The 23,553-nt window shown below is 72.3% G+C and carries 24 protein-coding genes; 19 read left to right on the forward strand and 5 right to left on the reverse strand.

Annotated features, from left to right (window positions below):
- Positions 1 to 238: 238 nt before the first annotated feature.
- Complete coding sequence (locus O7604_RS16170) at positions 239 to 1,315, reverse strand: phosphotransferase (protein WP_281577014.1); 1,077 nt, start codon at positions 1,313 to 1,315, stop codon at positions 239 to 241.
- On the opposite strand from O7604_RS16170, the gene O7604_RS16175 reads away from it, so the two are divergent.
- From O7604_RS16175 to O7604_RS16205, 7 genes are all read left to right on the forward strand, one after another.
- A complete protein-coding gene (locus tag O7604_RS16175; RefSeq protein ID WP_269704578.1) occupies positions 1,314 to 1,850 on the forward strand; it encodes a DUF4240 domain-containing protein in 537 nt (178 codons plus the stop codon). The genes O7604_RS16170 and O7604_RS16175 overlap by 2 nt on opposite strands.
- Before the next feature lie 126 nt (positions 1,851 to 1,976).
- Positions 1,977 to 3,854, forward strand: a complete 1,878-nt coding sequence (gene lepA, locus O7604_RS16180; RefSeq protein ID WP_281577015.1) for a translation elongation factor 4 — start codon at positions 1,977 to 1,979, stop codon at positions 3,852 to 3,854.
- Between the two features lie 221 nt (positions 3,855 to 4,075).
- Positions 4,076 to 4,363, forward strand: coding sequence for a GlsB/YeaQ/YmgE family stress response membrane protein (locus O7604_RS16185; RefSeq protein WP_116507974.1), 288 nt, complete (start codon positions 4,076 to 4,078; stop codon positions 4,361 to 4,363).
- 253 nt (positions 4,364 to 4,616) lie between these two features.
- Positions 4,617 to 4,901: a transglycosylase gene (locus O7604_RS16190; protein ID WP_013287983.1), complete on the forward strand. Its 285-nt coding sequence runs from the start codon at positions 4,617 to 4,619 to the stop codon at positions 4,899 to 4,901.
- A 224-nt stretch (positions 4,902 to 5,125) separates the two neighbouring features.
- Positions 5,126 to 6,418: a sugar ABC transporter substrate-binding protein gene (locus O7604_RS16195; RefSeq protein WP_281577016.1), complete on the forward strand. Its 1,293-nt coding sequence runs from the start codon at positions 5,126 to 5,128 to the stop codon at positions 6,416 to 6,418.
- Positions 6,415 to 7,401: a sugar ABC transporter permease gene (locus O7604_RS16200; protein WP_281577017.1), complete on the forward strand. Its 987-nt coding sequence runs from the start codon at positions 6,415 to 6,417 to the stop codon at positions 7,399 to 7,401. The genes O7604_RS16195 and O7604_RS16200 overlap by 4 nt, the downstream gene beginning before the upstream one ends.
- On the forward strand, positions 7,398 to 8,231 hold the full coding sequence (locus tag O7604_RS16205) for a carbohydrate ABC transporter permease (protein WP_128136489.1): 834 nt from the start codon (positions 7,398 to 7,400) through the stop codon (positions 8,229 to 8,231). The genes O7604_RS16200 and O7604_RS16205 overlap by 4 nt, the downstream gene beginning before the upstream one ends.
- A gap of 12 nt (positions 8,232 to 8,243) precedes the next feature.
- Here the strand turns inward: O7604_RS16205 and O7604_RS16210 are convergent, their stop codons facing one another.
- A complete protein-coding gene (locus O7604_RS16210; protein ID WP_281577018.1) occupies positions 8,244 to 9,104 on the reverse strand; it encodes a hypothetical protein in 861 nt (286 codons plus the stop codon).
- Between the two features lie 113 nt (positions 9,105 to 9,217).
- Entirely contained in the window at positions 9,218 to 10,003 is a 786-nt protein-coding gene (locus tag O7604_RS16215; protein WP_269704582.1) for an enoyl-CoA hydratase-related protein, read from the reverse strand.
- 19 nt (positions 10,004 to 10,022) lie between these two features.
- Between O7604_RS16215 and hemW the strand changes: the two genes are divergently transcribed.
- Positions 10,023 to 11,246: a radical SAM family heme chaperone HemW gene (gene hemW / locus O7604_RS16220; RefSeq protein ID WP_269704583.1), complete on the forward strand. Its 1,224-nt coding sequence runs from the start codon at positions 10,023 to 10,025 to the stop codon at positions 11,244 to 11,246.
- 39 nt (positions 11,247 to 11,285) lie between these two features.
- On the opposite strand, the gene O7604_RS16225 is transcribed toward hemW, so the two are convergent.
- Complete coding sequence (locus tag O7604_RS16225; RefSeq protein WP_269704584.1) at positions 11,286 to 11,933, reverse strand: DUF4870 domain-containing protein; 648 nt, start codon at positions 11,931 to 11,933, stop codon at positions 11,286 to 11,288.
- 232 nt (positions 11,934 to 12,165) lie between these two features.
- Between O7604_RS16225 and hrcA the strand changes: the two genes are divergently transcribed.
- The 3 genes from hrcA to O7604_RS16240 all read left to right on the forward strand — a co-directional run bounded on the left by hrcA (position 12,166) and on the right by O7604_RS16240 (position 15,143).
- The gene (hrcA, locus tag O7604_RS16230) at positions 12,166 to 13,188 is read left to right on the forward strand and encodes a heat-inducible transcriptional repressor HrcA (protein ID WP_135241584.1); all 1,023 of its coding nucleotides are present in this window, start codon (positions 12,166 to 12,168) and stop codon (positions 13,186 to 13,188) included.
- A gap of 73 nt (positions 13,189 to 13,261) precedes the next feature.
- A complete protein-coding gene (dnaJ, locus tag O7604_RS16235; RefSeq protein ID WP_269704585.1) occupies positions 13,262 to 14,407 on the forward strand; it encodes a molecular chaperone DnaJ in 1,146 nt (381 codons plus the stop codon).
- Position 14,408: 1 nt separating this feature from the next.
- On the forward strand, positions 14,409 to 15,143 hold the full coding sequence (locus O7604_RS16240; protein WP_269704586.1) for a 16S rRNA (uracil(1498)-N(3))-methyltransferase: 735 nt from the start codon (positions 14,409 to 14,411) through the stop codon (positions 15,141 to 15,143).
- Positions 15,144 to 15,292: 149 nt separating this feature from the next.
- Here the strand turns inward: O7604_RS16240 and O7604_RS16245 are convergent, their stop codons facing one another.
- Entirely contained in the window at positions 15,293 to 16,054 is a 762-nt protein-coding gene (locus O7604_RS16245; protein WP_281577019.1) for an SDR family oxidoreductase, read from the reverse strand.
- 93 nt (positions 16,055 to 16,147) lie between these two features.
- Here O7604_RS16245 and O7604_RS16250 point away from each other — a divergent pair, with 93 nt between their 5' ends.
- The 8 genes from O7604_RS16250 (at position 16,148) to O7604_RS16285 (ending at position 23,548) form a co-directional block, all read left to right on the forward strand.
- Positions 16,148 to 16,492: a histidine triad nucleotide-binding protein gene (locus tag O7604_RS16250; RefSeq protein ID WP_013475524.1), complete on the forward strand. Its 345-nt coding sequence runs from the start codon at positions 16,148 to 16,150 to the stop codon at positions 16,490 to 16,492.
- A complete protein-coding gene (locus tag O7604_RS16255) occupies positions 16,489 to 17,865 on the forward strand; it encodes a serine hydrolase domain-containing protein (protein WP_281577020.1) in 1,377 nt (458 codons plus the stop codon). Before O7604_RS16250 ends, O7604_RS16255 begins: the two co-directional genes overlap by 4 nt.
- Before the next feature lie 131 nt (positions 17,866 to 17,996).
- On the forward strand, positions 17,997 to 19,055 hold the full coding sequence (locus O7604_RS16260) for a PhoH family protein (protein WP_269704589.1): 1,059 nt from the start codon (positions 17,997 to 17,999) through the stop codon (positions 19,053 to 19,055).
- A 39-nt stretch (positions 19,056 to 19,094) separates the two neighbouring features.
- Positions 19,095 to 19,568 (forward strand): rRNA maturation RNase YbeY, encoded by a 474-nt coding sequence (gene ybeY / locus O7604_RS16265; protein ID WP_269704590.1) that lies wholly within the window; start codon positions 19,095 to 19,097, stop codon positions 19,566 to 19,568.
- A complete protein-coding gene (locus tag O7604_RS16270) occupies positions 19,544 to 20,953 on the forward strand; it encodes a hemolysin family protein (protein ID WP_269707029.1) in 1,410 nt (469 codons plus the stop codon). The genes ybeY and O7604_RS16270 overlap by 25 nt, the downstream gene beginning before the upstream one ends.
- Positions 20,946 to 21,332: a cytidine deaminase gene (locus tag O7604_RS16275; RefSeq protein ID WP_194802347.1), complete on the forward strand. Its 387-nt coding sequence runs from the start codon at positions 20,946 to 20,948 to the stop codon at positions 21,330 to 21,332. The genes O7604_RS16270 and O7604_RS16275 overlap by 8 nt, the downstream gene beginning before the upstream one ends.
- Positions 21,329 to 22,225, forward strand: coding sequence for a GTPase Era (era, locus tag O7604_RS16280; protein WP_216928739.1), 897 nt, complete (start codon positions 21,329 to 21,331; stop codon positions 22,223 to 22,225). The genes O7604_RS16275 and era overlap by 4 nt, the downstream gene beginning before the upstream one ends.
- Before the next feature lie 150 nt (positions 22,226 to 22,375).
- On the forward strand, positions 22,376 to 23,548 hold the full coding sequence (locus tag O7604_RS16285; protein WP_281577021.1) for an acyltransferase: 1,173 nt from the start codon (positions 22,376 to 22,378) through the stop codon (positions 23,546 to 23,548).
- Positions 23,549 to 23,553: the final 5 nt, after the last annotated feature.

Here is a 23,553-nt window from a genome sequence, read left to right on the forward strand (position 1 = left end):
GCATGCGTCATCGCCGCGCGAAAAGCCAGGCTACCAGGTCGGCCCCGGACGAGCCAAAACGCCTCCAGCCCGGGCAGGACAGACGCCCCTCCACCAGCCCGCCGCCACCCACCAGCCTGCCACCCACCAGCCCGCTGCCCGCCGCCAGCCGGGAGCCTTGCCGTCGACCGTCGCCGGCTGGAAGACAGTGGCCGGCCCGTGCCGGCCGTGCCGAGCCGGCCGTGCCGAGCGGATCCGATCACGAGGGGCGCGGGCGGCGTGCCCAGGACCAGCCCTGCCGCTCGGCCAGCCACCCGAGCGCCTGCTCCCCGCTCCACCGCTGGTGGGCGCGCAGATGGGGGGAGGCGTTCGACGGTCCGGCCGCGGCGCCGGTCAGGAAGTACCCGGCCAGCGCGGCGAGCGTCACGTCCAGCGCGTCGGCGGGCGCCCCGGCTGCCGCCGGGTGACCCGCGAATGCGGCGTCCGCGTCCAGGCCGCTGGCGTACGCGGTGAGCAGCAGCCCGGCCAGGTCGAACCAGGCCGGCCCGTGGCAGAGCCAGGGCCAGTCGCACAGCCAGGCGCGGCCGTCGGGGTCGATCAGGAGGTTGTCCACCCGCAGGTCGCCGTGGGCCAGCCCGGGGGCCGCGTCGGCGTACCCGGGCAGGCGCGACTCCAGCGCGACCAACTCGGCCAGCGGGGCACCGGCGGCCTGCTCGGGCGGCGGCTCGCGCCCGGCGGCCACCTCGCCCCACCAGAGGATGTCGTCGCGGGCCAGGTCCGCGAGGCGGGGGAGCCGGAGCGCGGCCAGCTCCGCGGGCGGGCCGGCGAGCGCGGCGGCCACCTCGGCGTACGTGGCGAGGGCGGCGTCCAGCTCGGCCGGCGCCCAGGGCAGCGCGGGGGTGTGCCCGTTGATCGCGTCGAGGGCGAGCGCGTACCAGCCGGACTCGGTGAGCGCCCAGCGTGGCCGGGGCACCGGCAGCCCGACCGGGAGCCGGGCCAGGATCGCCGCCTCGTGGGCGTACCAGTCGACCAGGTGCCGTTGTCCGTGCAGCGCCGCCGCCTTCACGAAGACGCGTTCCCCGGTGGGGCCGGTCAGCACGGCGGCGAAGCCGCTGGTGAATCCCCCGCCCGTCACCCGTACCGCCGCCGGTTCGCCGCCGATCCGGGCGGCCAGCGCGCCGCGCAGCCCGGCCGGCAGGTCGGCCCAGCCGGGCCGGACCGCTGTCGACCCGTACGGAACGGGCGGTAGGGAGATCGCGCGCACCGCACCATGCTGCCGCACCGGCGGCGCGCGACGGTCCGGCGCGTCGGTGGGCTCTGCCAGACTGCCCCCCATGAGGACCGACGAGTTCTGGCAGTTGATCGACGACGCCCGCGCCGGTGCCGGGGGAGAGCCCGACGCGGTGGCGGCCCGGGCGGTCGCGCTGCTGGCCGAGCGCGACCCGGAGGAGATCGTCGGCTACGCCCACCACCAGCGGCGGGTGCTCGCCGCCTCCTACAAGGTCGACCTCTGGGGCGCGGCGTACCTGATCAACGGGGGTGCCTCGGACGACGGCTTCGAGTACTTCCGGGGCTGGCTGATGACTCAGGGCCGGGCGGTGTTCGCCCGGGCGGTCGGCGATCCGGACGCGCTTGCCGAGCTGCCGCAGGTCCGGGCCGCGGCGCTCAGCGGCGAGGAGTTCGAGTGCGAGCAGATGCTCGCGGTGCCGTGGGACGCGTACCGGAAGGCCACCGCGTCCGACCTGCCGGCCGAGCGTGACCCGGTGCCGGTGCCCGACCTGAACGACTTCTGGGACTTCGACGACGAGGAGGAGGCCCGCCGCCGGTTGCCGAGGCTGGCCGCCCTCTTCGTCGAGCCACCCATGGAATAGCCGAGCCACCCGTGGAATAGCCGTGGAGTGAAGGGGGAGTCCGGGCGGGCGCCGGGCGACGTGGGACCATGGAGGGGGCCGGCGGCGCGTCGGCCCGCTCACGTCAGCCGACCAGAACGGACCGCTGTGCCACCGACGCTCGATCCCGGCGCGAACGCTCCTGGTGCCACCGACCCGGCGCGCATCCGGAACTTCTGCATCATCGCCCACATCGACCACGGGAAGTCGACCCTGGCCGACCGGATGTTGCAGCTCACCGGTGTGGTCGACCCGCGGCAGATGCGCGCGCAGTACCTGGACCGGATGGACATCGAGCGCGAGCGCGGCATCACCATCAAGAGCCAGGCCGTGCGGATGCCGTGGACGATCCGCGAGGGCGACCGGGCCGGTGAGAGCGCCGTGCTCAACATGATCGACACCCCGGGCCACGTGGACTTCACCTACGAGGTGTCCCGTTCGCTGGCCGCCTGTGAGGGTGCGATCCTGCTCGTCGACGCCGCGCAGGGCATCGAGGCGCAGACGCTCGCCAACCTCTACCTGGCGCTCGAGAACGACCTGCACATCATCCCGGTGCTCAACAAGATCGACCTGCCGGCCGCCCAGCCGGAGAAGTACGCCGAGGAACTGGCGCACCTGATCGGCGGCGACCCGGCGGACTGCATCAAGGTCTCGGGCAAGACCGGCGAGGGCGTGCCCTATCTCCTGGACGAGATCGTCCGGCAGTTCGTGCCGCCGGTGGGCGAGGCCGAGTCGCCGGCCCGCGCGATGATCTTCGACTCGGTGTACGACGTGTACCGGGGCGTGGTCACGTACGTCCGGGTGATCGACGGGCGGATCTCCGCCCGGGACCGGATCAAGATGATGTCCACCGGCGCCGTCCACGAGCTGCTGGAGATCGGCGTCATCTCGCCGGAGATGGTGAAGGCCGACGCGCTCGGTGTCGGCGAGGTGGGCTACCTGATCACCGGCGTGAAGGACGTGCGCCAGTCCCGGGTCGGTGACACGGTCACCATCAACAACAACCCGGCCAAGGAGGCGCTCGGCGGTTACAAGGACCCGAAGCCGATGGTCTACTCGGGGCTCTACCCGATCGACGGCTCGGACTACCCGAACCTGCGTGAGGCGCTGGACAAGCTCAAGCTCAACGACGCCGCGCTGGTGTACGAGCCGGAGACCTCCGGCGCGCTGGGCTTCGGCTTCCGCTGCGGCTTCCTCGGCCTGCTGCACCTGGAGATCATCCGGGAGCGGCTGGAGCGGGAGTTCAACCTCGACCTGATCTCCACCGCGCCGAACGTGGTCTACCGGGCCATCCAGGAGGACGGCGAGGAGATCGTGGTCACCAACCCGAGCGAGTACCCGACCGGCAAGATCGCCGAGGTGTACGAGCCGACGGTGCGGGCCACCGTGCTGACCCCGAACGACTACGTCGGCGCGGTGATGGAGCTGTGCCAGGGCCGCCGGGGCAGCCTGCTCGGCATGGACTACCTCTCCGCCGACCGGGTGGAGCTGCGCTACACGCTCCCGCTGGCCGAGATCATCTTCGACTTCTTCGACCAGCTCAAGAGCCGCACCAAGGGTTACGCCTCGCTCGACTACGAGCCCTCCGGTGAGCAGGCGTCCGACCTGGTGAAGGTCGACATCCTGCTGCATGGTGAGCCGGTCGACGCGTTCAGCGCGATCGTGCACAAGGACAAGGCTTACACGTACGGCACGACGATCGCGGCGAAGCTGCGCACGCTGATCCCGCGCCAGCAGTTCGAGGTGCCGATCCAGGCGGCCATCGGCAGCCGGGTGATCGCCCGGGAGACCATCCGCGCGATCCGCAAGGACGTGCTCGCCAAGTGCTACGGCGGTGACATCAGCCGGAAGCGCAAGCTGCTGGAGAAGCAGAAGGAGGGCAAGAAGCGGATGAAGATGGTGGGCCGGGTGGAGGTCCCCCAGGAGGCGTTCATCGCGGCGCTCTCGTCCGACTCCGGCGACGGCAAGCCCGCCGGCAAGAAGTAGCAGTCAGGCTTCGCGCAGCGGCCGGCATCCTCGTCCCGAGGGTGCCGGCCGTTCGCGTACCCAGGAAATTTTCAGCCGGCGGCAGCGCTCCCACCTGCGGGTTCGTCCCGGCAGGGGGAGCGGCGGCCGATGCGGCCGGTTTCGTTTTTCGATGCGTCGGGCACTGAGCGGACACGACAGCAAACGCACAGAACGTGCGAAATCGCTTAGGAGGACCGACCGTGGAGTTCACCGTCTGGGGCATCATCACCGCGCTCGTCGTGGGTCTGATCGTCGGCGCGCTGGGCCGGCTGGTCGTGCCGGGCCGGCAGAACATGCCGATGTGGCTGCACATGGTGATCGGTGTCGGCGCGGCGCTGCTGGGCACCGTTCTGGCCCGTGCGCTCGGCATCGCCACGCAGACCGCCGGCATCGACTGGGCCGAGCTGGCCGTGCAGGTCGTGCTCGCCGCCATCGGTGTGGCCCTGGTGGCCGGCGTCGGCCGCCGCCGCAGCGTCTCGCGTTACTGATCGACGCATCACGCGCCTCGACGGGCGCCCGGCCGTATCGGCCGGGCGCCCGTCGGCGTATTCGGCGCATTGAACCCCGTCGGTGCCCCTGGCTCGCCCCGGGTGCCGGGTTTCGGGGAGAAGTAGCAGGTCAGAGCACGTCTGAACAATTCGTCATCGGAGTCGGTTTGGATTTCCGGGCGGTCGGGAACTTAGCGATCACGACAGTAACCACACGAAAACGTGTGACCGGTTCTTAAGGAGGAGGGCGACCATGGAGCTCACCGTTTGGGGCATCATCACCGCGCTGGTCGTTGGTCTGATCGTCGGCGCGCTGGGCCGGCTGGTCGTGCCGGGCCGTCAGAACATGCCGATCTGGCTGCACATGCTGATCGGTGTCGGTGCCGCGCTTCTGGGCACGATCGTGGCCCGGGCCTCCGGCTTCGCCGAGACCGCCGGTATCGACTGGCGCGAGCTGATGCTGCAGGTGCTCTTCGCCGCGATCGGTGTGGCCCTGGTGGCCGGCGTCGGCCGTCGCCGCGGCGTCTCGCGCTACTGACCCCCGCACCACGCGCCTCGACGGGCGCCCGGCCTCAGCGGCCGGGCGCCCGTCGGCGTGTGCGGCCCCTGAGCTGGCCCGGACGGCATCGATGTCGGCCGGGCCGCGGCTGCGATACGGTCGCCTGTGCCCTCCGTCACGAACACCCCCTGTTGTAAAGGAAATTTTCCTACTAAGGTGCGGCGGAGAAGGTTAGTGCCAAACGGCCCTGAGGGAGATATGGCGTGAACAGGTGGAAGCGGCTGGCTCCGGTCACCGCCATCGTGGCGTCGGCCGCGTTGGTGCTGACCGCGTGCGGTGGCTCCGGCGACGACGACAAGGCCGCCGACAACAGCAAGCTCACTGTGTGGATGATGGGTGAGGGCGGCGACGCCCAGACCGCGTTCCTCGACAGCGTCGAGGCGGAGTTCAAGAAGAAGCACCCCGAGACCGACGTCGTGGTGCAGTACATCCCCTGGCTCGAGGCGCCGAAGAAGTTCCAGGCCGCGCTCGCCGGCGGGGAGGGCCCGGACGTCACCGAGCTGGGCAACACCGAGACCCAGGGCTGGGCCGCGCAGGAGGCCCTGGCCGACGTCTCGGACAAGTTCAACGGCTGGTCCGAGGGCAAGGACATCCTGCCCGATCTGGTCAAGAACGCCCAGCTCGACGGCAAGCAGTACGGCGTGCCCTGGTACGCCGGCGTCCGCGCCGTCTACTACCGCACCGACTGGTTCGCCGAGGCCGGAGTGAAGCCGCCGACGACCTGGGACGAGATGGTCGCCGCCGCGAAGGCCGTGCAGGCCAAGAAGCCCGGCACCTACGGCATCGCCCTGCCCGGCAACTCCGAGCTGCCGTTCTACTCCTTCCTCTGGGGTGCCGGCGGCGAGATCGCCACCAAGGAGGGGGACAGCTGGAAGTCCGGCTACAACACCCCCGAGGCGCAGAAGGCGGTCAAGTTCTGGACCGACCTGGTCACCGTGCACAAGGTCGCCCCGCCGGCCGCCGCCGGGTGGAACGAGGTCGACGCCCGTACCCAGTTCGCCACCGGGAAGGCCGCCATGGCGTTCGCCGGTAGCTGGCAGGGCGGCGCGATGAAGAAGGACAACCCCGACATCGAGAAGGTGTGGGGCACGTTCCCGATCCCCGGCCCGGACGGCAAGCCCGCCCCGGCGTTCGCCGGTGGCTCCGACATCGCCATCTGGAAGGACAGCGAGCGGCAGGCGCTCGCCTGGGACTACATGACCGTGCTGCTGAGCAAGCAGAAGGACAAGGAGTTCGCCAGCAGCCTCGGCTTCTTCCCGGTCTACCAGGACCTGGTCAGCAGCGGCGACTACGCCAACGACAAGGTGATGGCCGCCTTCGCGACCGCCATCCAGAACACCAAGCTGACCCCGCTCACCCCGAAGTGGGTCGAGGTCAGCCGGACCAAGACGGTGACCCAGGCGATGAACAGCTCGGTCATCAAGGGCCAGAAGACGGTCGAGAAGGCCACCGCCGACGCGGCCACCGAGATGGAAAGCATTCTCAACGCCAAGTGACCACGCTGACCGAGGCCACCGACGGCGCCGCCGCGCGGGACACCCCCGCGCGGCGGCGCCGTCGCCGGGTGGACCACCTTCCGTACCTGCTTCTCCTGCCCTGCCTGGCGATCATCGCCGTGCTGCTGCTCTGGCCGCTCGGCCAGGTCGTGTGGATGTCCTTCCACAAGCTGGACAGCGTCCGGCAGCTGCGCGGCGACCGCGAGTGGCCGTGGGTCGGCCTGGCCAACTACGCGCAGATCCTCGGCGACCCGTTCTTCCGTACGGTGCTGCGCAACACCGTGCTGTTCGCGATCGCCAACGTGGCGCTCACGATGATCCTCGGCACCCTGGTCGGGCTGCTGCTCAACCGCCTGGGCAAGAAGATGGCCACGTTCGTGGCGAGCTGCGTGATGCTCGCCTGGGCCACCCCGGCGCTGACCGGCACGATCGTCTGGAAGTGGATCTTCGACGATACCAGCGGCCTGGTCACGTGGTTGTTCAACAAGCTCCCGGACGGGCTCTCCACGGCCCTGTTCGGGCGCAGCGACTGGACCGGCTACGGCTGGTTCAACGACCCGCTGCTGTTCTTCGCCATCCTGACGCTCGTGGTGGTCTGGCACTCGTTCCCGTTCATCGCGGTGAGCGTGCTGGCCGGGCTCAAGAGCGTGCCGACCGAGCTGCAGGAGGCGGCCCGGGTCGACGGCGCCGGGCCGTGGAAGGTGTTCTGGTCGGTCACGTTCCCGGTCCTGCGGCCGGTCTTCGGCATCCTCGTGGTCCTCTCCACGATCTGGGACTTCAAGGTCTTCACCCAGCAGTTCGTGCTGGCCGGCGGCACCCAGGACCGGTCCACGTTCATGCTGTCCATCTACTCGTACGCGGAGGCGTTCTCGCCGCCGCCCAAGTACGGCCTCGGCTCCGCCATCGCGGTCATCCTCACCGTGATCCTGCTCGTGGTGACCGCCCTGTACGTCCGCATGGTGCTGCGGCAGGAGGACGAATGACGAAGAAGATCGCCCTCAACGGCGCGGGCCTGCTGGTCGCGCTCTTCGCCGCGTTCCCGGTCTACTGGATGGTGGCGACCTCGCTGAAGCCCAACCGGGAGATCTTCTCGTCCACGCCCCGGCCGGTGCCGGCGGAGCCGACGCTGGAGCACTACCGGGAGATCCTCACCGGCAACCTGATCCCGGGCGTGACGTTCGCCGACTTCTTCCTCAACAGCGCGCTGGTCGCGCTGGCGACGGTGCTGCTGAGCGGGCTGGTCGCGCTGCTCGCCGCGACCGCCGTGGCCCGGTTCCGGTTCAAGCTGCGCACCACGTTCCTGATCATGCTGCTGGTGGTGCAGATGATCCCGCTGGAGGCGCTGGTCATCCCGCTGTTCCTGATGATCCAGCGGCTCGGCCTCTACAACACGCTGCCCAGCCTGATCCTCACGTACCTCGGTTTCTCGCTGCCGTTCGCGGTCTGGATGCTGCGCGGCTTCGTCGCCGCGGTGCCCAAGGAACTGGAGGAGGCCGCCGCCATCGACGGCGCCAGCCGGGCCCAGACGTTCCGCAAGGTGCTGTTCCCGCTCGTCGCGCCCGGCCTGGTCGCCACCAGCATCTTCTCGTTCATCACCGCGTGGAACGAGCTGATCTTCGCGCTGACCTTCATCAACGACCAGCAGAAGTACACGCTGCCGGTGGCGATGACGTTCTTCTTCGGCCGGGACGACACCGCCTGGGGTTCGGTGATGGCGGCGTCCACGCTGTTCACCCTGCCGGTGATCGTCTTCTTCCTGCTGGTGCAGCGCCGGATGGTCTCCGGCCTGGTGGCGGGAGCGGTGAAGGGCTGACCCGGCGGGCCGTCAGGCCGCGGCGAACACCTCGGCCCGTACCTCGGTGGCCGGGTCGCCCTTCACCCGGGCCCAGGAGCCCTGCTCGGCGGTCCACTCCAGGTTGCCGAAGCGGACCTTCTTCACGCCGTGGTCGTCGGCGTGCGAGACCAGCCAGTGCGCGTACCGCCAGCCGTTGCGGTCGCCGCCGGCCGGCACGGTGAGCGCGGTCAGGTCGGTCGCGGTGGCCAGCCGGGGAAGCCCCCAGTCCAGGGACAGGCTCTCCAGCACGGCGCTGGCCGCGGCCGGGCCGCGCATCGTCGGCGGCGAGGAGACGGTGCAGGCCACCGCGCCGGTCGCGTGGCCGAGCAGCGCCCGGGTCAGGACCTCCGACTCGTCCGCCCACTTCTCGTACGCCTCGGGGAACGCCGACCGCTGCACCCGCTGGGCGGCGTCGGTGACCCGCATCCGCTCCCAGCCCTTGACCTTCTTCAGCGCGGCGTAGAACTTGTTCGCCGCGTACCGCGGGTCCTGGACCTGCTCCGGGGTGCCCCAGCCCTGGCTCGGGCGCTGCTGGAACAGGCCGAGCGAGTCGCGGTCGCCGTGGGCGATGTTGCGCAGGTGCGACTCCTGGTACGCGGTCGCCAGCGCCACCACCACCGCCCGCTCGGGCATCCGGCGCTGCATCCCGATGGCCGCGATGGTGGCCGCGTTCGCCATCTGGTCGGCACCGAGCACCACCTCGCCGTCGGCCTTCACCGTGCACGTCCGGCTGGACAGGGGGAGCCGCAGGTGCTCACCGAACTGCTTGGTCACGACGTAGACCGCGAGCAGTGCCAGCACGCACACCGCCACCCCAGATGCCACGATCGCCGCTCGCGTCCGCACCCGCACCCCCAGTCCCGACAGTCCGACAAGCGTACGTCCCACCCGCACCGGCGTGTCTCGGCCGACCGGCGGGCCCCACCACGGCCGCAATGGCTCCCGGGGGGGGCCCGCCGCGCACCTCAGTCCCCGGCGGGCACCCAGGCGGCGGGACGCTTCTCCCGGAACGCCATCACGCCCTCGCGCCCTTCGTCGGAGAGGAAGTACCCGGTCGACAGCGCGGCCAACTCGGCGATCTCGGCCCGCAGATCGGCCCCGGCCGGCCGGCGCAGCAGTTCCTTCGCCCCGGCCAGCGCCCCCGGCGCGCCCTTGACCAGCGAGTCGCAGTAGCGCCCGACGGCGGCGTCCAGCTCGTCGGCCGGCACCGCGGCGGTGACCAGGCCGATCTCGGCGGCGCGGCGGCCGTCGAACGTGTCGCCGGTCAGGTACAGCTCGGCGGCGGCCCGCTGGCCCAGCCGGGGCAGCACGGTCGCCGAGATCACCGCCGGGATCACCCCGATCCGCACCTCGGTGAACGCGAACGTCGCCTCCTGCGCGCAGACCGCCAGGTCGGCGGCGGCGATCAGGCCCAGCCCACCGGCCCGGGCCGGCCCGGCGACCTTCGCCACCACCGGCTTCGGGCACTCCCGCACCGCGACGAGCACGTCGCCGAGCATCCCGGCGGGCACGGTGCCGCTGGCGTACGCGGCGGCGGTTTCCTTCAGGTCGGCGCCGGAGCAGAAGACCGGGCCGGTGTGGTCGAGCACGATCGCGCGTACCGCGTCGTCGGCCACCGCGTCGGCCAGCCCGGCCAGCAGCTGGGTCATCAGGGGCGTGGAGAGCGCGTTGCGATTGTGCGGGCTGTCCAGGGTGAGGGTGGTCACCCCACGGGCCGTGGCGACTCGCACGAGAGCGTCCGGAGAGGTCATGCCGGGCACACTAGTGGCCATGCCCGGCGTCCTTCCAGAAGGCGAACCCGTCCCGCGCGACGGATCGCTGCCCGCCACCGCCCGCCGCGACGTCGGCGCGCGCGGTTTCGGCGTGTACGTCCACGTGCCGTTCTGTGCCAGCCGGTGCGGTTACTGCGACTTCAACACGTACACCGCCGCCGAGCTGGGCGGCGGGGCGAGCCGGGAGACGTACGCCGACTCGGTGCTGGCCGAGCTGGCGCTGGCCGCGCGGGTGCTGGGCGACTCGCCGCCGCCCCGGGTCGACACCGTCTTCGTCGGCGGCGGCACGCCCACCCTGCTGCCCGCCGACGACCTGGCCCGGATCCTCGACGGCATCGACCGCGTCTGGGGGCTGGCCGCCGACGCCGAGGTGACCACCGAGGCCAATCCCGAGTCGGTGAGCCCGGAGTCGCTCAAGACGCTGCGGGCCGCCGGGTACACCCGGATCTCGCTCGGCATGCAGTCCGCCGCGCCGGGGGTGCTGGCGGTGCTGGACCGGCGGCACAGCGCGGGCCGGGCCACCGCCGCCGCGCTGGAGGCGCGCGACGCGGGATTCGAGCACGTGAACCTGGACCTGATCTACGGCACGCCGGGCGAGACCGCCGACGACTTCGCCGCCTCGCTGGCCCAGGTGGTCGACGCCGGGGTCGACCACGTCAGCGCGTACGCCCTGATCGTGGAGGACGGCACCCGGCTGGCCGCGCGGATGCGGCGCGGCGAGCTGCCGTACCCCTCCGACGACGTGGCGGCGGACCGCTACCTGGCCGCGGAGGCCGCGCTCGGCGAGGCCGGATTCTCCTGGTACGAGGTGTCGAACTGGGCCCGCTCGTCGGCGGCGGCGTGCCGGCACAACCTGCTCTACTGGACCGGCGCCGACTGGTGGGGCCTGGGCCCGGGGGCGCACAGCCACGTCGGCGGCGTGCGCTGGTGGAACGTCAAGCACCCGAGCGCGTACGCGGCGCGGCTGGCCGAGGGCGCCTCGCCCGCGCTGGCCCGGGAGCGGCTCACTCCGGACGAGCAGCACATGGAGGACGTGATGCTGCGGGTGCGGCTCGCCTCCGGGCTGCCGCTGGACGTGCTGGACGAGCCCGGCCGGGCGGGCGCCGAGCGGGCCCGGGACGCCGGGCTGCTCGACGCCGGGGCGTACGCGCGAGGGCTCGTGGTGCTGACGCTGCGCGGCCGGCTGCTGGCCGACGCGGTAGTACGCGACCTGCTGCCGTGACCGGCACCGGCCGGCCGCCCCCTCGGCCGGCCGGCGGTGTCACTTGATGAAGTTGTAGGTCATCGGGTAGCGGTAGAGCACACCCTCGTTGGCCTTGATCCCGCCGATGATCCCGAAGATCAGCGGCACCAGCCAGACCAGCATCGGGACGAAGAACAGGATCCCGCAGGAGATCACCGTGATCACCCAGGCGAGCACGCTGGCGATGGTCCAGGTGATCTGGAAGTTCAACGCCGCGACCGCGTGGGCGCGGACCGTCGGCGACTGCTGACCGCGGGTCATCATCGCGATCAGCGGGGCGACCCAGCCGAGCAGGCCGCCGCCGACGATGACGCCCGCGGCGCCACCGAAGTGCGCCACCAGGGCCCACGTCTTCTCGTCGTTGTTGGCGTACGAGGCCGGGCCGTACCCGCCACCGGCGGGGTAGCCGGCGCCGTAGCCGGGCGCTCCGCCCGGCGGGGGGTAACCACCGGGGGGCGGGTAGCCGCCCGGCGGAGGCTGGCCACCCGGCGGCGGGTAGCCGCCCGGAGGCGGATAGTCACCGGGCGGGGGATAGCCGCCGGCGCCCGGGGCCCCGGACAGTGGAGCGGTGGGCGGTTCGCTGCCCGGCGACGAGCCGTAGGGCGCCGACGGGTCGGGCTGGGGGCCGGAGTCCCCTGCCCCGGGTGGGCGAGGAGGTTCAGTCATGGTCGCCACGGTAGGGGCACCGGGCAACTGGCACCAGAGCGACACAGACCGACGATGACCGGCTGTTCGGCCCTGGTGGGCCGGGTTGTGTGGCGGGCCGCACCCCAGGTCCGTCAGGCGATCATCGCGTCGGCGGGGGTGCCGACGTAGACTGGCACTCGCTACAGTCGAGTGCCAGCCGCCCGGCGGATGTCGCGTGCCGGCCCGGCCGAGGTGCGTCAGGAGGTGGGGAATGGGTCTCGACGACCGCAAACTCGCCGTGCTGCGCGCGATCGTCGAGGACTACGTCGCCACGCAGGAGCCGGTCGGCAGCAAGGCTCTGGTCGAGCGGCACCAGCTCGGCGTCTCGCCGGCCACCGTCCGCAACGACATGGCGGTGCTGGAGGAGGAGGGCTACATCCGGCAGCCGCACACCAGTGCCGGCCGGGTGCCCACCGACCGCGGCTACCGCCTCTTCGTCGACCGCCTGTCCCGGGTCAAGCCGCTCAGCCCGGCCGAACGCCGGGCGATCGAACGCTTCCTGGTCGGCGCCGTCGACCTGGACGACGTGGTGCACCGTACGGTCCGGCTGCTCGCCCAGCTCACCCGGCAGGTCGCCGTGGTGCAGTACCCGAGCCTGGCCCGCTCCAAGGTGCGCCACCTGGAGCTGGTGCCGATCTCCACCACCCGGCTGATGGTCGTCATGATCGCCGACACCGGCCGGGTCGAGCAGCGGCTGGTCGAGCTGCCCGCCCCGGTGCCCGCCGACGACGTGACCGACCTGCGCCGGCTGGTGAACGAGAAGCTCGTCGGCAGCCAGCTCGCCGAGACGCCACCGCTGGTGCAGGCGCTCGTCGACGAGTCGGCGCCGCACCTGCGCCCGGCCATGACCACGCTGTCCACCGTGCTGCTCGAGACGCTGGTGGAGCGGCACGAGGAGCGCCTCGCGCTGGCCGGCCAGGCCAACCTCACCCGGGGCGGCCTGCTCGACTTCCAGGGCTCGCTGCGTCCCATCCTGGAGGCGCTCGAAGAAGAGGTCGTGCTGCTCAAGCTGATCGGCGAGACCGAGCCGAGCACCACCCGGGTGCTCATCGGCGACGAGAACGAATTCGACAACCTGCGGGCCGCCTCGGTGGTCAGCACCGGCTACGGACCGGGCAGCACGATCGTCGGTGGACTCGGCGTGCTCGGGCCGACCCGGATGGACTACCCCGGCAATATCGCCATGGTGAGGGCCGTGGCACGCTACGTGGGCGAACTGCTGGCCCAGAACTGACCAGTCAGGGCCGACGGCCGGTTCCGGCCGACGACCGGAGCGACGCGAGACGAACATGAGGACACCTAACGCAGTGGCCAGGGACTACTACGGCATTCTCGGCGTGAGCCGGGACGCCTCCGACGACGAGATCAAGCGCGCCTACCGCAAGCTGGCGCGGCAGTTCCACCCGGACGTCAATCCGGACCCGGAGGCCCAGGAGAAGTTCAAGGACATCAACGCCGCGTACGAGGTCCTCTCGGACGACCGGAAGCGGCAGATCGTCGACCTGGGCGGCGACCCGCTCGCCCCGGGCGGCGGTGGCATGGGCGGCCCGGGTGGGCCCGGCGGCGCCGGTCCGTTCGTCGGCTTCCAGGACATCATGGACGCGTTCTTCGGCGGCGCCGCGGGCGGCAGCCGGGGCCCGCGGCCGCGTACCCGCCCCGGCGCGGACGCGATCCTGCGCTTGGAGCTGGACCTCAACGAGACCGCGTTCGGCGTCGAGGCGCCGATCACCGTCGACACCGCAGTGCTCTGCACCACCTGCTCCGGCGCCGGCACCGCCGCCGGCACCCACCTGGCCACCTGCGAGGCGTGCGGCGGCCGGGGCGAGGTGCAGTCGGTGCAGCGGACGTTCCTCGGTCAGGTCGTCTCCGCCCGGCCGTGCACCGTCTGCCAGGGCTACGGCACCACCATCCCGCACCCCTGCCCGACCTGCGCCGGTGACGGCCGGGTGCGCACCCGCCGCTCGCTGACCGTCAAGATCCCCGCCGGGGTCGAGGACGGCATGCGGATCCGCCTGGCCCAGCAGGGCGAGGTCGGCCCGGGTGGCGGCACCGCCGGTGACCTCTACGTGGAGATCCATGAGCGGCCGCACGACGTGTACTCCCGCAAGGGCGACGACCTGCACTGCCGGGTGACCGTGCCGATGACCGCCGCCGCGCTCGGCACCCGGCTGACCATCAAGACGCTGGACAGCGAGGAAGCTGTCGACGTCAAGCCCGGCACCCAGCCCGGCAGCACGCTGCGGCTGCGCGCCCGGGGCGTACCGCACCTGCGCGGCACCGGCCGGGGTGACCTCTATGTGCACCTGGACGTGCGTACCCCGACCAAGCTCGACGCCGACCAGGAGCGGATGCTGCGCGACTTCGCCAAGACCCGCGGCGAGGAGGTCGCCGAGCTGACCAAGCAGGGCGGCTTCTTCTCCCGGATGCGCGACGCGTTCAACGGGCACGCCTGAGGTGTCCGCGCCGCTGTTCCTGGTCGAGGCGCTGCCCACCGGTGACACGCTGACGCTCGACGGCCCGGAGGGCCACCACGCGGCCACCGTGCAGCGGTTGCGCGCCGGCGAGGAGCTGCTGCTCGCCGACGGCCGGGGCGGCACCGCCGCCGCGGTGGTCACCGCCGTCGGCCGTGGCACGCTCGACCTGCGGGTCACCAGCCGGGGGTACGCGGACGCGCCGGTACCCCGGCTGGTCGTGGTGCAGGGCATCGCCAAGGGCGACCGGGGTGAACTCGCCGTGCAGGCGATGACCGAGGTCGGGGTGGACGAGATCGTGCCCTGGGCGGCGTCCCGCTCGGTGGCGCAGTGGCGCGGCGAGCGGGGCGAACGGGCCCGGCAGAAGTGGGTCGCCACCGCCCGGGAGGCGGCCAAGCAGGCCCGCCGCCCGTGGCTGCCGGTGGTGGCCGGCGCCCCGGACGAGTCCACCGCGACGGTGGCCCGCCGGATCGCGGGCGCGGCCGGCGCGTACGTGCTGCACGAGGGCGCGCAGGACCGGCTGACCACAGTCGACCTGCCGGCCGCCGGGGAGATCGTGCTGGTGGTCGGCCCGGAGGGCGGCATCGCCGACCACGAGCTGGCCACCTTCGCCGAGGCGGGCGCCCGCACGGTCCGCCTGGGCCCGTCGGTCCTGCGCACGTCCACAGCAGGCGTGGCAGCCCTGACAGTCCTGGCCACCCGCCTGACCCACTGGTAACCCGCGCCCGCGTTCTCTCCCCGCGCGCCCTCCGCGCTCTCCCCGCGCTCTCCCCGCGTGCGTCGATCTTGCGGTTTCGGCCCGTGCTGAGCCCTTTTTGTGGCGCTTCGTCGGGGCCGAAAGTGCAAGATCGCGGGGGAGGGGCGGGGTCAGGAGCGGAGGTAGGAGGCGCCGTTCAGGTCGATGATTGTTCCCGCGGCCCACTCGGCCTCGGGGCTCGCCAGCCAGTGCACCGCCGCGGCGATCTCCTCCGGCCGGGCCACCCGGTGGAACGGGGACTGGGCGCGTACCGCCTCGCCCCGCTCGCTCTTGAGGTGCTCGTTCGTCATGTCGGTCTCGACGAAGCCGGGCGCCACGCAGGCCACCCCGATGCCGTACGGCGCCAGGGCCACCGCCAGCGACTGGGCCATCGCGTTCATCCCGGCCTTGCTCGCCCCGTACGCCGGGTTGGCCGGCTCGCCCCGGAACGCGCCCCGGGACGACACGTTCACGATCCGGCCCCCGCGTTCGCGCATGTGCTGCGCGGCGCACCAGGCCGCGTTCGCGGCGCCGACCAGGTTGGTGTCCAGCACCTCCCGCCACCGCGCCCGCCACTGCTCGTAGCTGCTCTCGAAGACCGGGTGCGGGGGATCGGCCGGCCCGAACACGCCCGCGTTGTTCACCAGCACGTCGAGGCCGCCGAGCCGCTGGGCCGCCTCGTCCACCATGGCGCGTACCGCGTCGGGGTCGGCCAGGTCGGCGCGTACCACCACGTGCCCGTCGCCGGGCAGTTCGGCGCGCAGCCGCTCGGCCAGGTCGGCCGAGTCCCGGTGATGGATCGCCACCCGGTCCCCACCCGCGGCGAACGCCCGCGCCACCGCCCGCCCGATGCCCCGCGAGGCCCCCGTCACCAGCACCGCCCGTCCCGACATGGCGGCCATCCTGCCGCACCGGGCCGAGGCGTTGAGAAGGGACCCTTCCCCTACCGGAGGCGTTAACAAGGGGCCCTTCCTTACACTGCTGCGATGGACTGCCTCTTCTGCCGGATCGTCGCCGGGGAGATTCCCGCCACCATCGTCCGCGAGACCGCCACCACCCTGGCCTTCCGGGACATCGACCCGAAGGCGCCCACCCACGTGCTGGTGATCCCGAAGGAGCACTACGCGGACGTGGCCACGCTGGCCCAGGGCGCGCCCGAACTGGCCGGCGAGGTGCTCCAGACCGCCGCCGTGGTCGCGGAGGAGGAGGGCCTGACCGTGGACGGGTTCCGGCTGATGTTCAACACCGGCCCGTACGGCGGCCAGGAGGTCTTCCACGTGCACGCGCACCTGCTCGGCGGCGCGCCGCTCGGCCCGATGCTCTGCCGATGACCGACGTCTCCGACCGGCTCGCCCGGATGGTGCGCCAGGCGCAGGCCACCGGGCGGATCCCGGCGGTGTCGGCCGCCCTGCACCGGGCCGACCGGCCGCTCTGGACCTGCACCGTGGGCGACACGGGCAACGACAGCCCGCTCGGGCCGGAGACGGTTTTCCGGATCGGCTCGGTCACCAAGACCTTCACCGCGGTGCTCGTCATGCAGTGCCGCGACGACGGCCTGCTCGACCTGGACGACCCGATCGGGCGGCACCTCGACCTGCCCGCGCACGGCGACGCGACGGTACGCCGGCTGCTGTCGCACACGGCCGGCATGCAGCGCGAGCCGCACGGCGACGTGTGGGACAGCCTGCGCGCCCCGGCCGTCGACGAGATGCTGGCGGACCTGGCCCGGGTCGAGCGGGTGCTGCCCACCGGCCGGCGCTTCCACTACTCCAACCTCGGTCTGGCGCTGCTCGGCGAGGCGGTCGCCCGGCTGCGCGGCGGCACCTGGGCCGAGGTTCTGGCCGACCGGGTGCTCGGCCCGCTCGGGCTGACCGCCACCGGCCCGCACCCGACCGAGCGTGCCGCGACCGGGTTCCTGGTCGACGCGTACTCCGACGAGGCCCACCCGGAACCGCCCGCCGACTTCGGCGCGGTGGCCCCCGCCGCGCAGCTCTGGAGCACCGCGACGGACATGGCCCGCTGGGCCGCGTTCCTGGCCGACCCGGCGGCGGTGGACCCGGACGGCGCGGTGCTCGCCGCGACGACGGTCGAGGAGATGCGCTGGCCGCTCACGCCCACCGACGAGTCGGTCTGGTCGGCGGGCTTCGGGCTGGGCCTGATCCTGATCCCGCAGCCGGAGCGGGTGACACACGTGGGCCACGACGGCGCGATGCCCGGCTTCCTCGCCGCCGTGTACGGGCGGCGCGGCGGTCAGGGCACGGCCGGGGCGACGGGCGCCGCCGTGCTCGGCTCGTCCGGCACCGGCGCGGAGGTGTTCGACCTGGTACACCGGCTGCTGGCCGCCGCCGCCGAGCACGACCCGGCGGAGATCGAGCCGTGGCGTCCCGGCCCGCCCGCCCCGGCGCACCTGCGCGGCATGCTGGGCCGCTGGTGGGGCGAGGGTTTCGAGTACGTCTTCTCCTGGCACGACGGGACGCTGCGGGCGCGTGGCGCGGACGACCCGGCCGGGAAGCCGCCCGCCGTTTTCGCGCCGCTGCCGGACCGGCCGGACGTGTTCCGCACGGTCTCCGGCCGCGAGGCGGGGGAGTTGCTGCGGCTGACCCGCGACGAGCGCGGCGTGGTGGTCCGGATGCACTGGGCGACCTACCGTTTCACCCGCACCCAGGAGACCTTCGACGGGTACGACTTCCGCGCCGGCGGCTGACCGCCGGCCACCCGAAATGGGCGCGGTGCGTACGGTGCCGACCCGATACGATGGAGGGGTACGCCGCGCCAGCAGGGCCCGGCGCCCGAGAAGCGGAGAGCAGGTGGCGCAGGGCCCGACGGGCCCGACCTATGACCGGCACCCCACCTCCCGGCACGCCGCGTGTGCAGACCAGGATCACGGTCGGAGACCAGAAGATCATGGTGAACCTGCTCGGCGCGGGCGACGAGATCCTGCGGCTCGTCGAGCGCTCGATCGACAGCGACGTCCACGTCCGCGGCAACGAGATCACCATCACCGGCGCCCCCGCCGACAACGCCCTCGCCGAGCGCCTCTTCAGTGAGCTGCTCGAACTGATCGAGAAAGGCGAGACCCTGACCACAGACGCGGTACGGCGTACCGTCGGCATGCTCGAGCAGGGCGGCAGCGAGCGGCCCGCCGAGGTGCTGACGCTCAACATCCTCTCCCGGCGCGGCCGCACCATCCGTCCCAAGACGCTGGGGCAGAAGAAGTACGTCGACGCGATCGACGCCCACACCATCGTCTTCGGCATCGGCCCGGCGGGTACCGGCAAGACGTACCTGGCGATGGCGAAGGCCGTCCAGGCGCTCCAGGCCAAGCAGGTCAACCGGATCATCCTGACCCGGCCGGCGGTCGAGGCGGGCGAGCGGCTGGGCTTCCTGCCCGGCACCCTGAACGAGAAGATCGACCCCTACCTGCGCCCGCTCTACGACGCGCTGCACGACATGCTCGACCCGGAGACCATCCCCAAGCTGATGGCCGCCGGGACGATCGAGGTCGCGCCGCTGGCATACATGCGCGGAAGAACCCTTAATGACGCGTTCATCATCCTGGACGAGGCGCAGAACACCACGCCCGAGCAGATGAAGATGTTCCTCACCCGGCTCGGCTTCGGCTCCAAGATCGTCGTCACCGGTGACGTCACCCAGGTGGACCTTCCCGGCGGGACGACGAGCGGCCTGCGAGTGGTCCGGGAGATCCTGAACAACGTCGAGGACGTGCACTTCGCCCAGCTCTCCAGCTCCGACGTGGTGCGTCACAAGCTGGTGGGCGAGATCGTCGACGCGTACGCCCGCTGGGACGCCGAGCGGGAGAACCAGCAGGCGCAGAGCGTGCACGCCGTACCGGGGCGGACCGCCCAGGGCGGCCGGGCCGGCCGGCGCCGCTGACCGGCCGGCGGAAGCCGTCACATCATCAGAGGAAGACAGTTGTCCATCGAGATCGCCAACGAGTCGGGTGTCGACGTCGACACCGACGCCGTGCTCGCCGTCGCGCGGCACGCTCTCGACGAGATGGGGGTCAACCCCCTCGCCGAGTTGTCAGTGCTGCTCGTCGACATCGAATACATGTCGGAGCTGAACCACCGCTGGATGGGTGGCGACGGCCCGACCGACGTGCTCGCCTTCCCCATGGACGAGGGCAGCGTCGACCACGGTCCGGGGGAGAGCGCCCCGGCCGGCGGTGAGCCGGCCCTGCTGGGCGACATCGTGCTCTGCCCGGAGGTGGCGTCCAAGCAGGCCGCCGCGGCCGGGCACTCGGCCGCCGACGAGCTGCACCTGCTCACCGTGCACGGCGTGCTGCACCTGCTGGGCTACGACCACGCGGAGCCCGAGGAAGAGCGGGAGATGTTCGGTCTCCAGGCCCGGCTGCTGGCCAGCTGGCGGTCGACGCGGTCGCGGTGATGGACATCGTGGCGGCGGTCCGCACCCCCGCCGGTCTGCCTGATCTTCAACTCCTGGTCTTCGCCGCCGGGCTGGTGGTGCTCGCCGGCCTGATCGCGATGACCGAAGCGGCGCTCGCAGCGGTCTCGCCGGCCCGCGCCGCGGAGCTGACCCGGGACGGGGCCCGCGGCGGGCGCGCCCTCCAGGTGGTCGCCGGTGACGTGGTCCGCCATCTGAACCTGCTGCTCCTGCTGCGTCTGCTGGCCGAGCTGACGGCCACCACGCTCGTCGCGCTGGTGGCTGTCGACACGTTCGGCGCGGGCTGGCGGGCGGCGCTGGTGACCGCGGGCGCGATGACCGTGGTGAGCTTCGTGGTGGTGGGCGTCGGCCCGCGCACGATCGGCCGCCAGCACGCGTACGCGGTCGGCCGTGCCGTCGCGCCGCTGGTGCGCTGGCTCGGCCGCGCGCTCAACCCGCTGGCGTCGCTGCTGATCCTGATCGGCAACGCGGTGACCCCCGGGAAGGGCTTCCGCGAGGGGCCGTTCGCGACCCAGGTGGAGCTGCGGGAACTGGTCGACCTGGCCGAGCAGCGCGGCGTGGTGGAGCACGGCGAGCGCCAGATGATCCACTCGGTCTTCGCGCTCGGCGACACCATCGCCCGCGAGGTGATGGTGCCGCGTACCGAGATGGTGTGGATCGAGGAGCGCAAGACACTCGCGCAGGCGCTGGCGCTGTTCCTGCGCTCCGGGTTCTCCCGCATCCCGGTGATCGGCGAGAACGTCGACGACGTGCTCGGTGTGCTCTACCTCAAGGACCTGATCCGGCGGGTGCAGGGCGACCAGGCCGCCCGGCAGATGCCGGTGGCCGAGCTGATGCGCCCGGCCACGTTCGTGCCGGAGTCCAAGCCGGTGGACGACCTGCTCTCCGAGATGCAGGCGGCCCGTAACCACCTGGTCATCGTGGTCGACGAGTACGGCGGCACCGGCGGGCTGGTCACCATCGAGGACATCCTGGAGGAGATCGTCGGGGAGATCACCGACGAGTACGATGTCGAGCGCCCGCCGGTCGAGCACCTGCCCGACGGGGCCGTGCGGGTGACCGCGCGGCTGCCGGTGGAGAATCTGGGCGAGCTGTTCGACACCGAGCTGCCCACCGACGAGGTGGAGACGGTCGGTGGCCTGCTCGCCCAGGCGCTCGGCCGGGTGCCCATCCCGGGCGCCGAGGCCGAGGTGGCCGGCCTGCGGCTGATGGCCGAGGGCACCACCGGCCGGCGCAACCGGATCGACACGGTTCTGGTGAGCCGGGTCGACCGGGGCGACGCGCCGGAGGGCACGAACCGACACGACCCGCCCGATTCCCGTGGCGACAACAACCGTTCCGAGGAGAGGCAATCCGCCGATGCCTGAGTCACCCGCCGTACCGGCCGCCCTGCCCACCCCCGCCGACCCGGCCGAGCTGAGCGCGGAGGACGCCAAGCTCGTGATCCTGGCCCGGGGCGCGCGGAGCCGGGTGGCGGCAGTGGAGGGCGCCGCGGTCCGCGACCAGGACGGCCGGACGTACGCGGCGGCCAGCGTGGCGCTGCCGTCGCTGACCCTGACCGCGCTTCAGCTCGCGGTGGCCTCGGCGGTGGCGGCGGGCGCGAGCCGGCTGGAGGCCGCGGTGGTGGTGACCGAGGCGTCGACGCTGGACGGCTCCGGGCACGCCGCCGTGCGTGACCTGTCCGCCGACGCGCCGGTGCACGTGGCCGCGCCGGACGGCACCGTCCTCGGCACGGTGGTCGAGTGACCACGCCCGAGGCGCGTCCCTACCGGGCCGGTTTCGCCTGTTTCGTCGGTCGGCCGAACGCCGGCAAGTCGACGCTGACGAACGCGATCGTCGGCACGAAGATCGCGATCACCTCGAACAAGCCGCAGACCACCCGGCACATCATCCGGGCGGTGCTGCACCGGCCGGACTCGCAACTCGTGCTGGTCGACACCCCGGGTCTGCACCGGCCCCGCACGCTGCTCGGCGAGCGCCTCAACGACCTGGTCCGGGAGACCTGGAGCGAGGTCGACGTGATCGGCCTGTGCGTACCGGCGAACGAGCCGATCGGCCGAGGTGACCGCTTCATCACCGGCGAGCTGGCCAGCCTCAAGGCAACGGTGCTGGCGGTGGTCACCAAGACCGACCTGGTCGACAAGAAGCGGCTGGCCGAGCAGTTGCTCGCGGTCAGCGAGCTGGGCGAGTTCGCCGACGTGGTGCCGGTCAGCGCGGTTTCCGGCCACCAGGTGGACACGCTCGTCGACGTGATGACCGGTTACCTGCCCGAGTCGCCGCAGCTCTACCCGGACGACATGCTCACCGACGACCCGGAGCAGGTGCTCGTGGCGGAGCTGGTCCGCGAGGCGGCGCTGGAGGGCGTACGCGACGAGCTGCCGCACTCGATCGCCGTGGTGGTCGAGGAGATGATCCCGGAGGGCAACCTCACCAAGATCTACGCCGACGTGTACGTGGAGCGGCCGAGCCAGAAGGCCATCGTCATCGGCCATCGGGGCAGCCGGCTCAAGCACGTGGGCACCACCGCGCGGCGGCAGATCGAGGAGCTGCTCGGTACCCGGGTCTACCTCGACCTGCACGTACGCGTGGCGAAGGACTGGCAGCGCGACCCGAAGCAGTTGCGCAAGCTCGGCTTCTGACCGGCGGCCGGGGCAGGCCCGGCGAGACGTGATCAGGATCAGCCAGACCTATGGGGCATCTCACTTTCCATAGGTGTTCTTGGCTGTTTCACAGCGCCCCGGAGCAGGGTAGGGACCATTGTCTCTGCCCCCGGACCCCGCCGTGAGCTGATGCGAAACCGCTATCTGGACCTGCTCCGCTTCCTGGCCATCCTGCGCGTCGTCACCTACCACGTCACCGGTTACGCCACCCTCACGCTGGTGTTCCCGGCGATGTCGGTGATGTTCGCCCTGGCCGGGTCGCTGATGGCGGCGTCGCTCGACCGCAGCGGCGTACGCGCGGTCGAGCGACGCCTGCGCCGCCTGCTGCCGTCGCTGTGGGTGCTCGCCGCGGTCTTCGTGCCGGCCATGCTGCTCACCGGGCTGGCGTTCGGCCCGAAGGTGCTGCTCTGGCTGTTCCCGATCAGTGACCCGCCGGCCAACTACTGGGGCGGGCTGGCGCTCAGCCCGATCTGGTACCTGCGGGACTACCTGTGGTTCGTGCTCGCGTCGCCGCTGGTGCTCTGGCTGTTCCGCCGGGCGCCGCTGCCCACGCTCGCCGCACCGTACCTGCTGCTCGTCGCGATCGAGGTGGGCGTCCTGGCGAACCCGCCGACGGTGCTGCGGGAGTTCGGCCTCTACTTCGGCGCCTGGCTGCTCGGCTTCGCCCACCACGACGGGATGCTGCGCCGGATGCGCAACCGGGTGCTGCTGCCGGTGGCCGCTGTGGTCGGCGCCGCCGGGCTGGCCTGGATCGTCACCCACCCGGGCCCGCGCGGGTACGACATCAACGACATCCCGCTCGGCAACGCGCTCTGGTCGGCCGCGTTCATCCTGGTGGCGATCGGCCGGGCACCGGTCGGGGTGACCTGGGTCGACCGTGTGCCGGCGCTCGGCCGGGCGGTCACCGTGGTGAACCGGCGCGCGCTGACCGTCTACCTCTGGCACATGCCGTTCGTGGTGCTGCTCACTCCGCTCGTCGGCCTGGTCGGCTGGTCGCCGCGTGACCCGGTGGGCCTGTGGCTGCGGGTGGGGCTGGTCTTCGCGCTCGTCGGCGTGGTGACGCTGCTCGTGGGCTGGGTCGAGGACGTGGCCGCCCGGCGTACCCCGGAACTGGTCCCCGGCAGGCCGCGGCGGACCGTGGCCGACCGGGCGGCGGCCGCGCCGGCCAGCCCGGCACCCGCCGGGGCGGAGGACGCGCTGGTGAGCGTCGGCGCCCGGGTGCCGGCGCCACGCCGCGGGACGGAGGACCCCAGCCGGGCCGGCGGCGTCCCGGCGGCCCGGCGGGGCGCGCCCGGCGACTGAGCCCC

Source organism: Micromonospora sp. WMMA1947 (assembly GCF_027497355.1).
In the GTDB taxonomy this organism is placed as follows: Bacteria; Actinomycetota; Actinomycetes; order Mycobacteriales; family Micromonosporaceae; genus Micromonospora.

Excerpts from the sequence above, each read along its gene's own strand:
- O7604_RS16175 (WP_269704578.1), top strand. The coding sequence starts at position 1,314 with ATGAGGACCGACGAGTTCTGGCAGTTGATCGACGACGCCCGCGCCGGT.
- O7604_RS16170 (WP_281577014.1), bottom strand. The coding sequence starts at position 1,315 with ATGGGGGGCAGTCTGGCAGAGCCCACCGACGCGCCGGACCGTCGCGCG.
- O7604_RS16190 (WP_013287983.1), top strand. The coding sequence starts at position 4,617 with ATGGAGCTCACCGTTTGGGGCATCATCACCGCGCTGGTCGTTGGTCTG.
- O7604_RS16205 (WP_128136489.1), top strand. The coding sequence starts at position 7,398 with ATGACGAAGAAGATCGCCCTCAACGGCGCGGGCCTGCTGGTCGCGCTC.
- O7604_RS16215 (WP_269704582.1), bottom strand. The coding sequence starts at position 10,003 with ATGACCTCTCCGGACGCTCTCGTGCGAGTCGCCACGGCCCGTGGGGTG.
- hemW (WP_269704583.1), top strand. The coding sequence starts at position 10,023 with ATGCCCGGCGTCCTTCCAGAAGGCGAACCCGTCCCGCGCGACGGATCG.
- O7604_RS16225 (WP_269704584.1), bottom strand. The coding sequence starts at position 11,933 with ATGACTGAACCTCCTCGCCCACCCGGGGCAGGGGACTCCGGCCCCCAG.
- hrcA (WP_135241584.1), top strand. The coding sequence starts at position 12,166 with ATGGGTCTCGACGACCGCAAACTCGCCGTGCTGCGCGCGATCGTCGAG.
- O7604_RS16245 (WP_281577019.1), bottom strand. The coding sequence starts at position 16,054 with ATGTCGGGACGGGCGGTGCTGGTGACGGGGGCCTCGCGGGGCATCGGG.
- O7604_RS16250 (WP_013475524.1), top strand. The coding sequence starts at position 16,148 with ATGGACTGCCTCTTCTGCCGGATCGTCGCCGGGGAGATTCCCGCCACC.
- O7604_RS16255 (WP_281577020.1), top strand. The coding sequence starts at position 16,489 with ATGACCGACGTCTCCGACCGGCTCGCCCGGATGGTGCGCCAGGCGCAG.
- O7604_RS16260 (WP_269704589.1), top strand. The coding sequence starts at position 17,997 with ATGACCGGCACCCCACCTCCCGGCACGCCGCGTGTGCAGACCAGGATC.
- O7604_RS16275 (WP_194802347.1), top strand. The coding sequence starts at position 20,946 with ATGCCTGAGTCACCCGCCGTACCGGCCGCCCTGCCCACCCCCGCCGAC.
- O7604_RS16285 (WP_281577021.1), top strand. The coding sequence starts at position 22,376 with ATGCGAAACCGCTATCTGGACCTGCTCCGCTTCCTGGCCATCCTGCGC.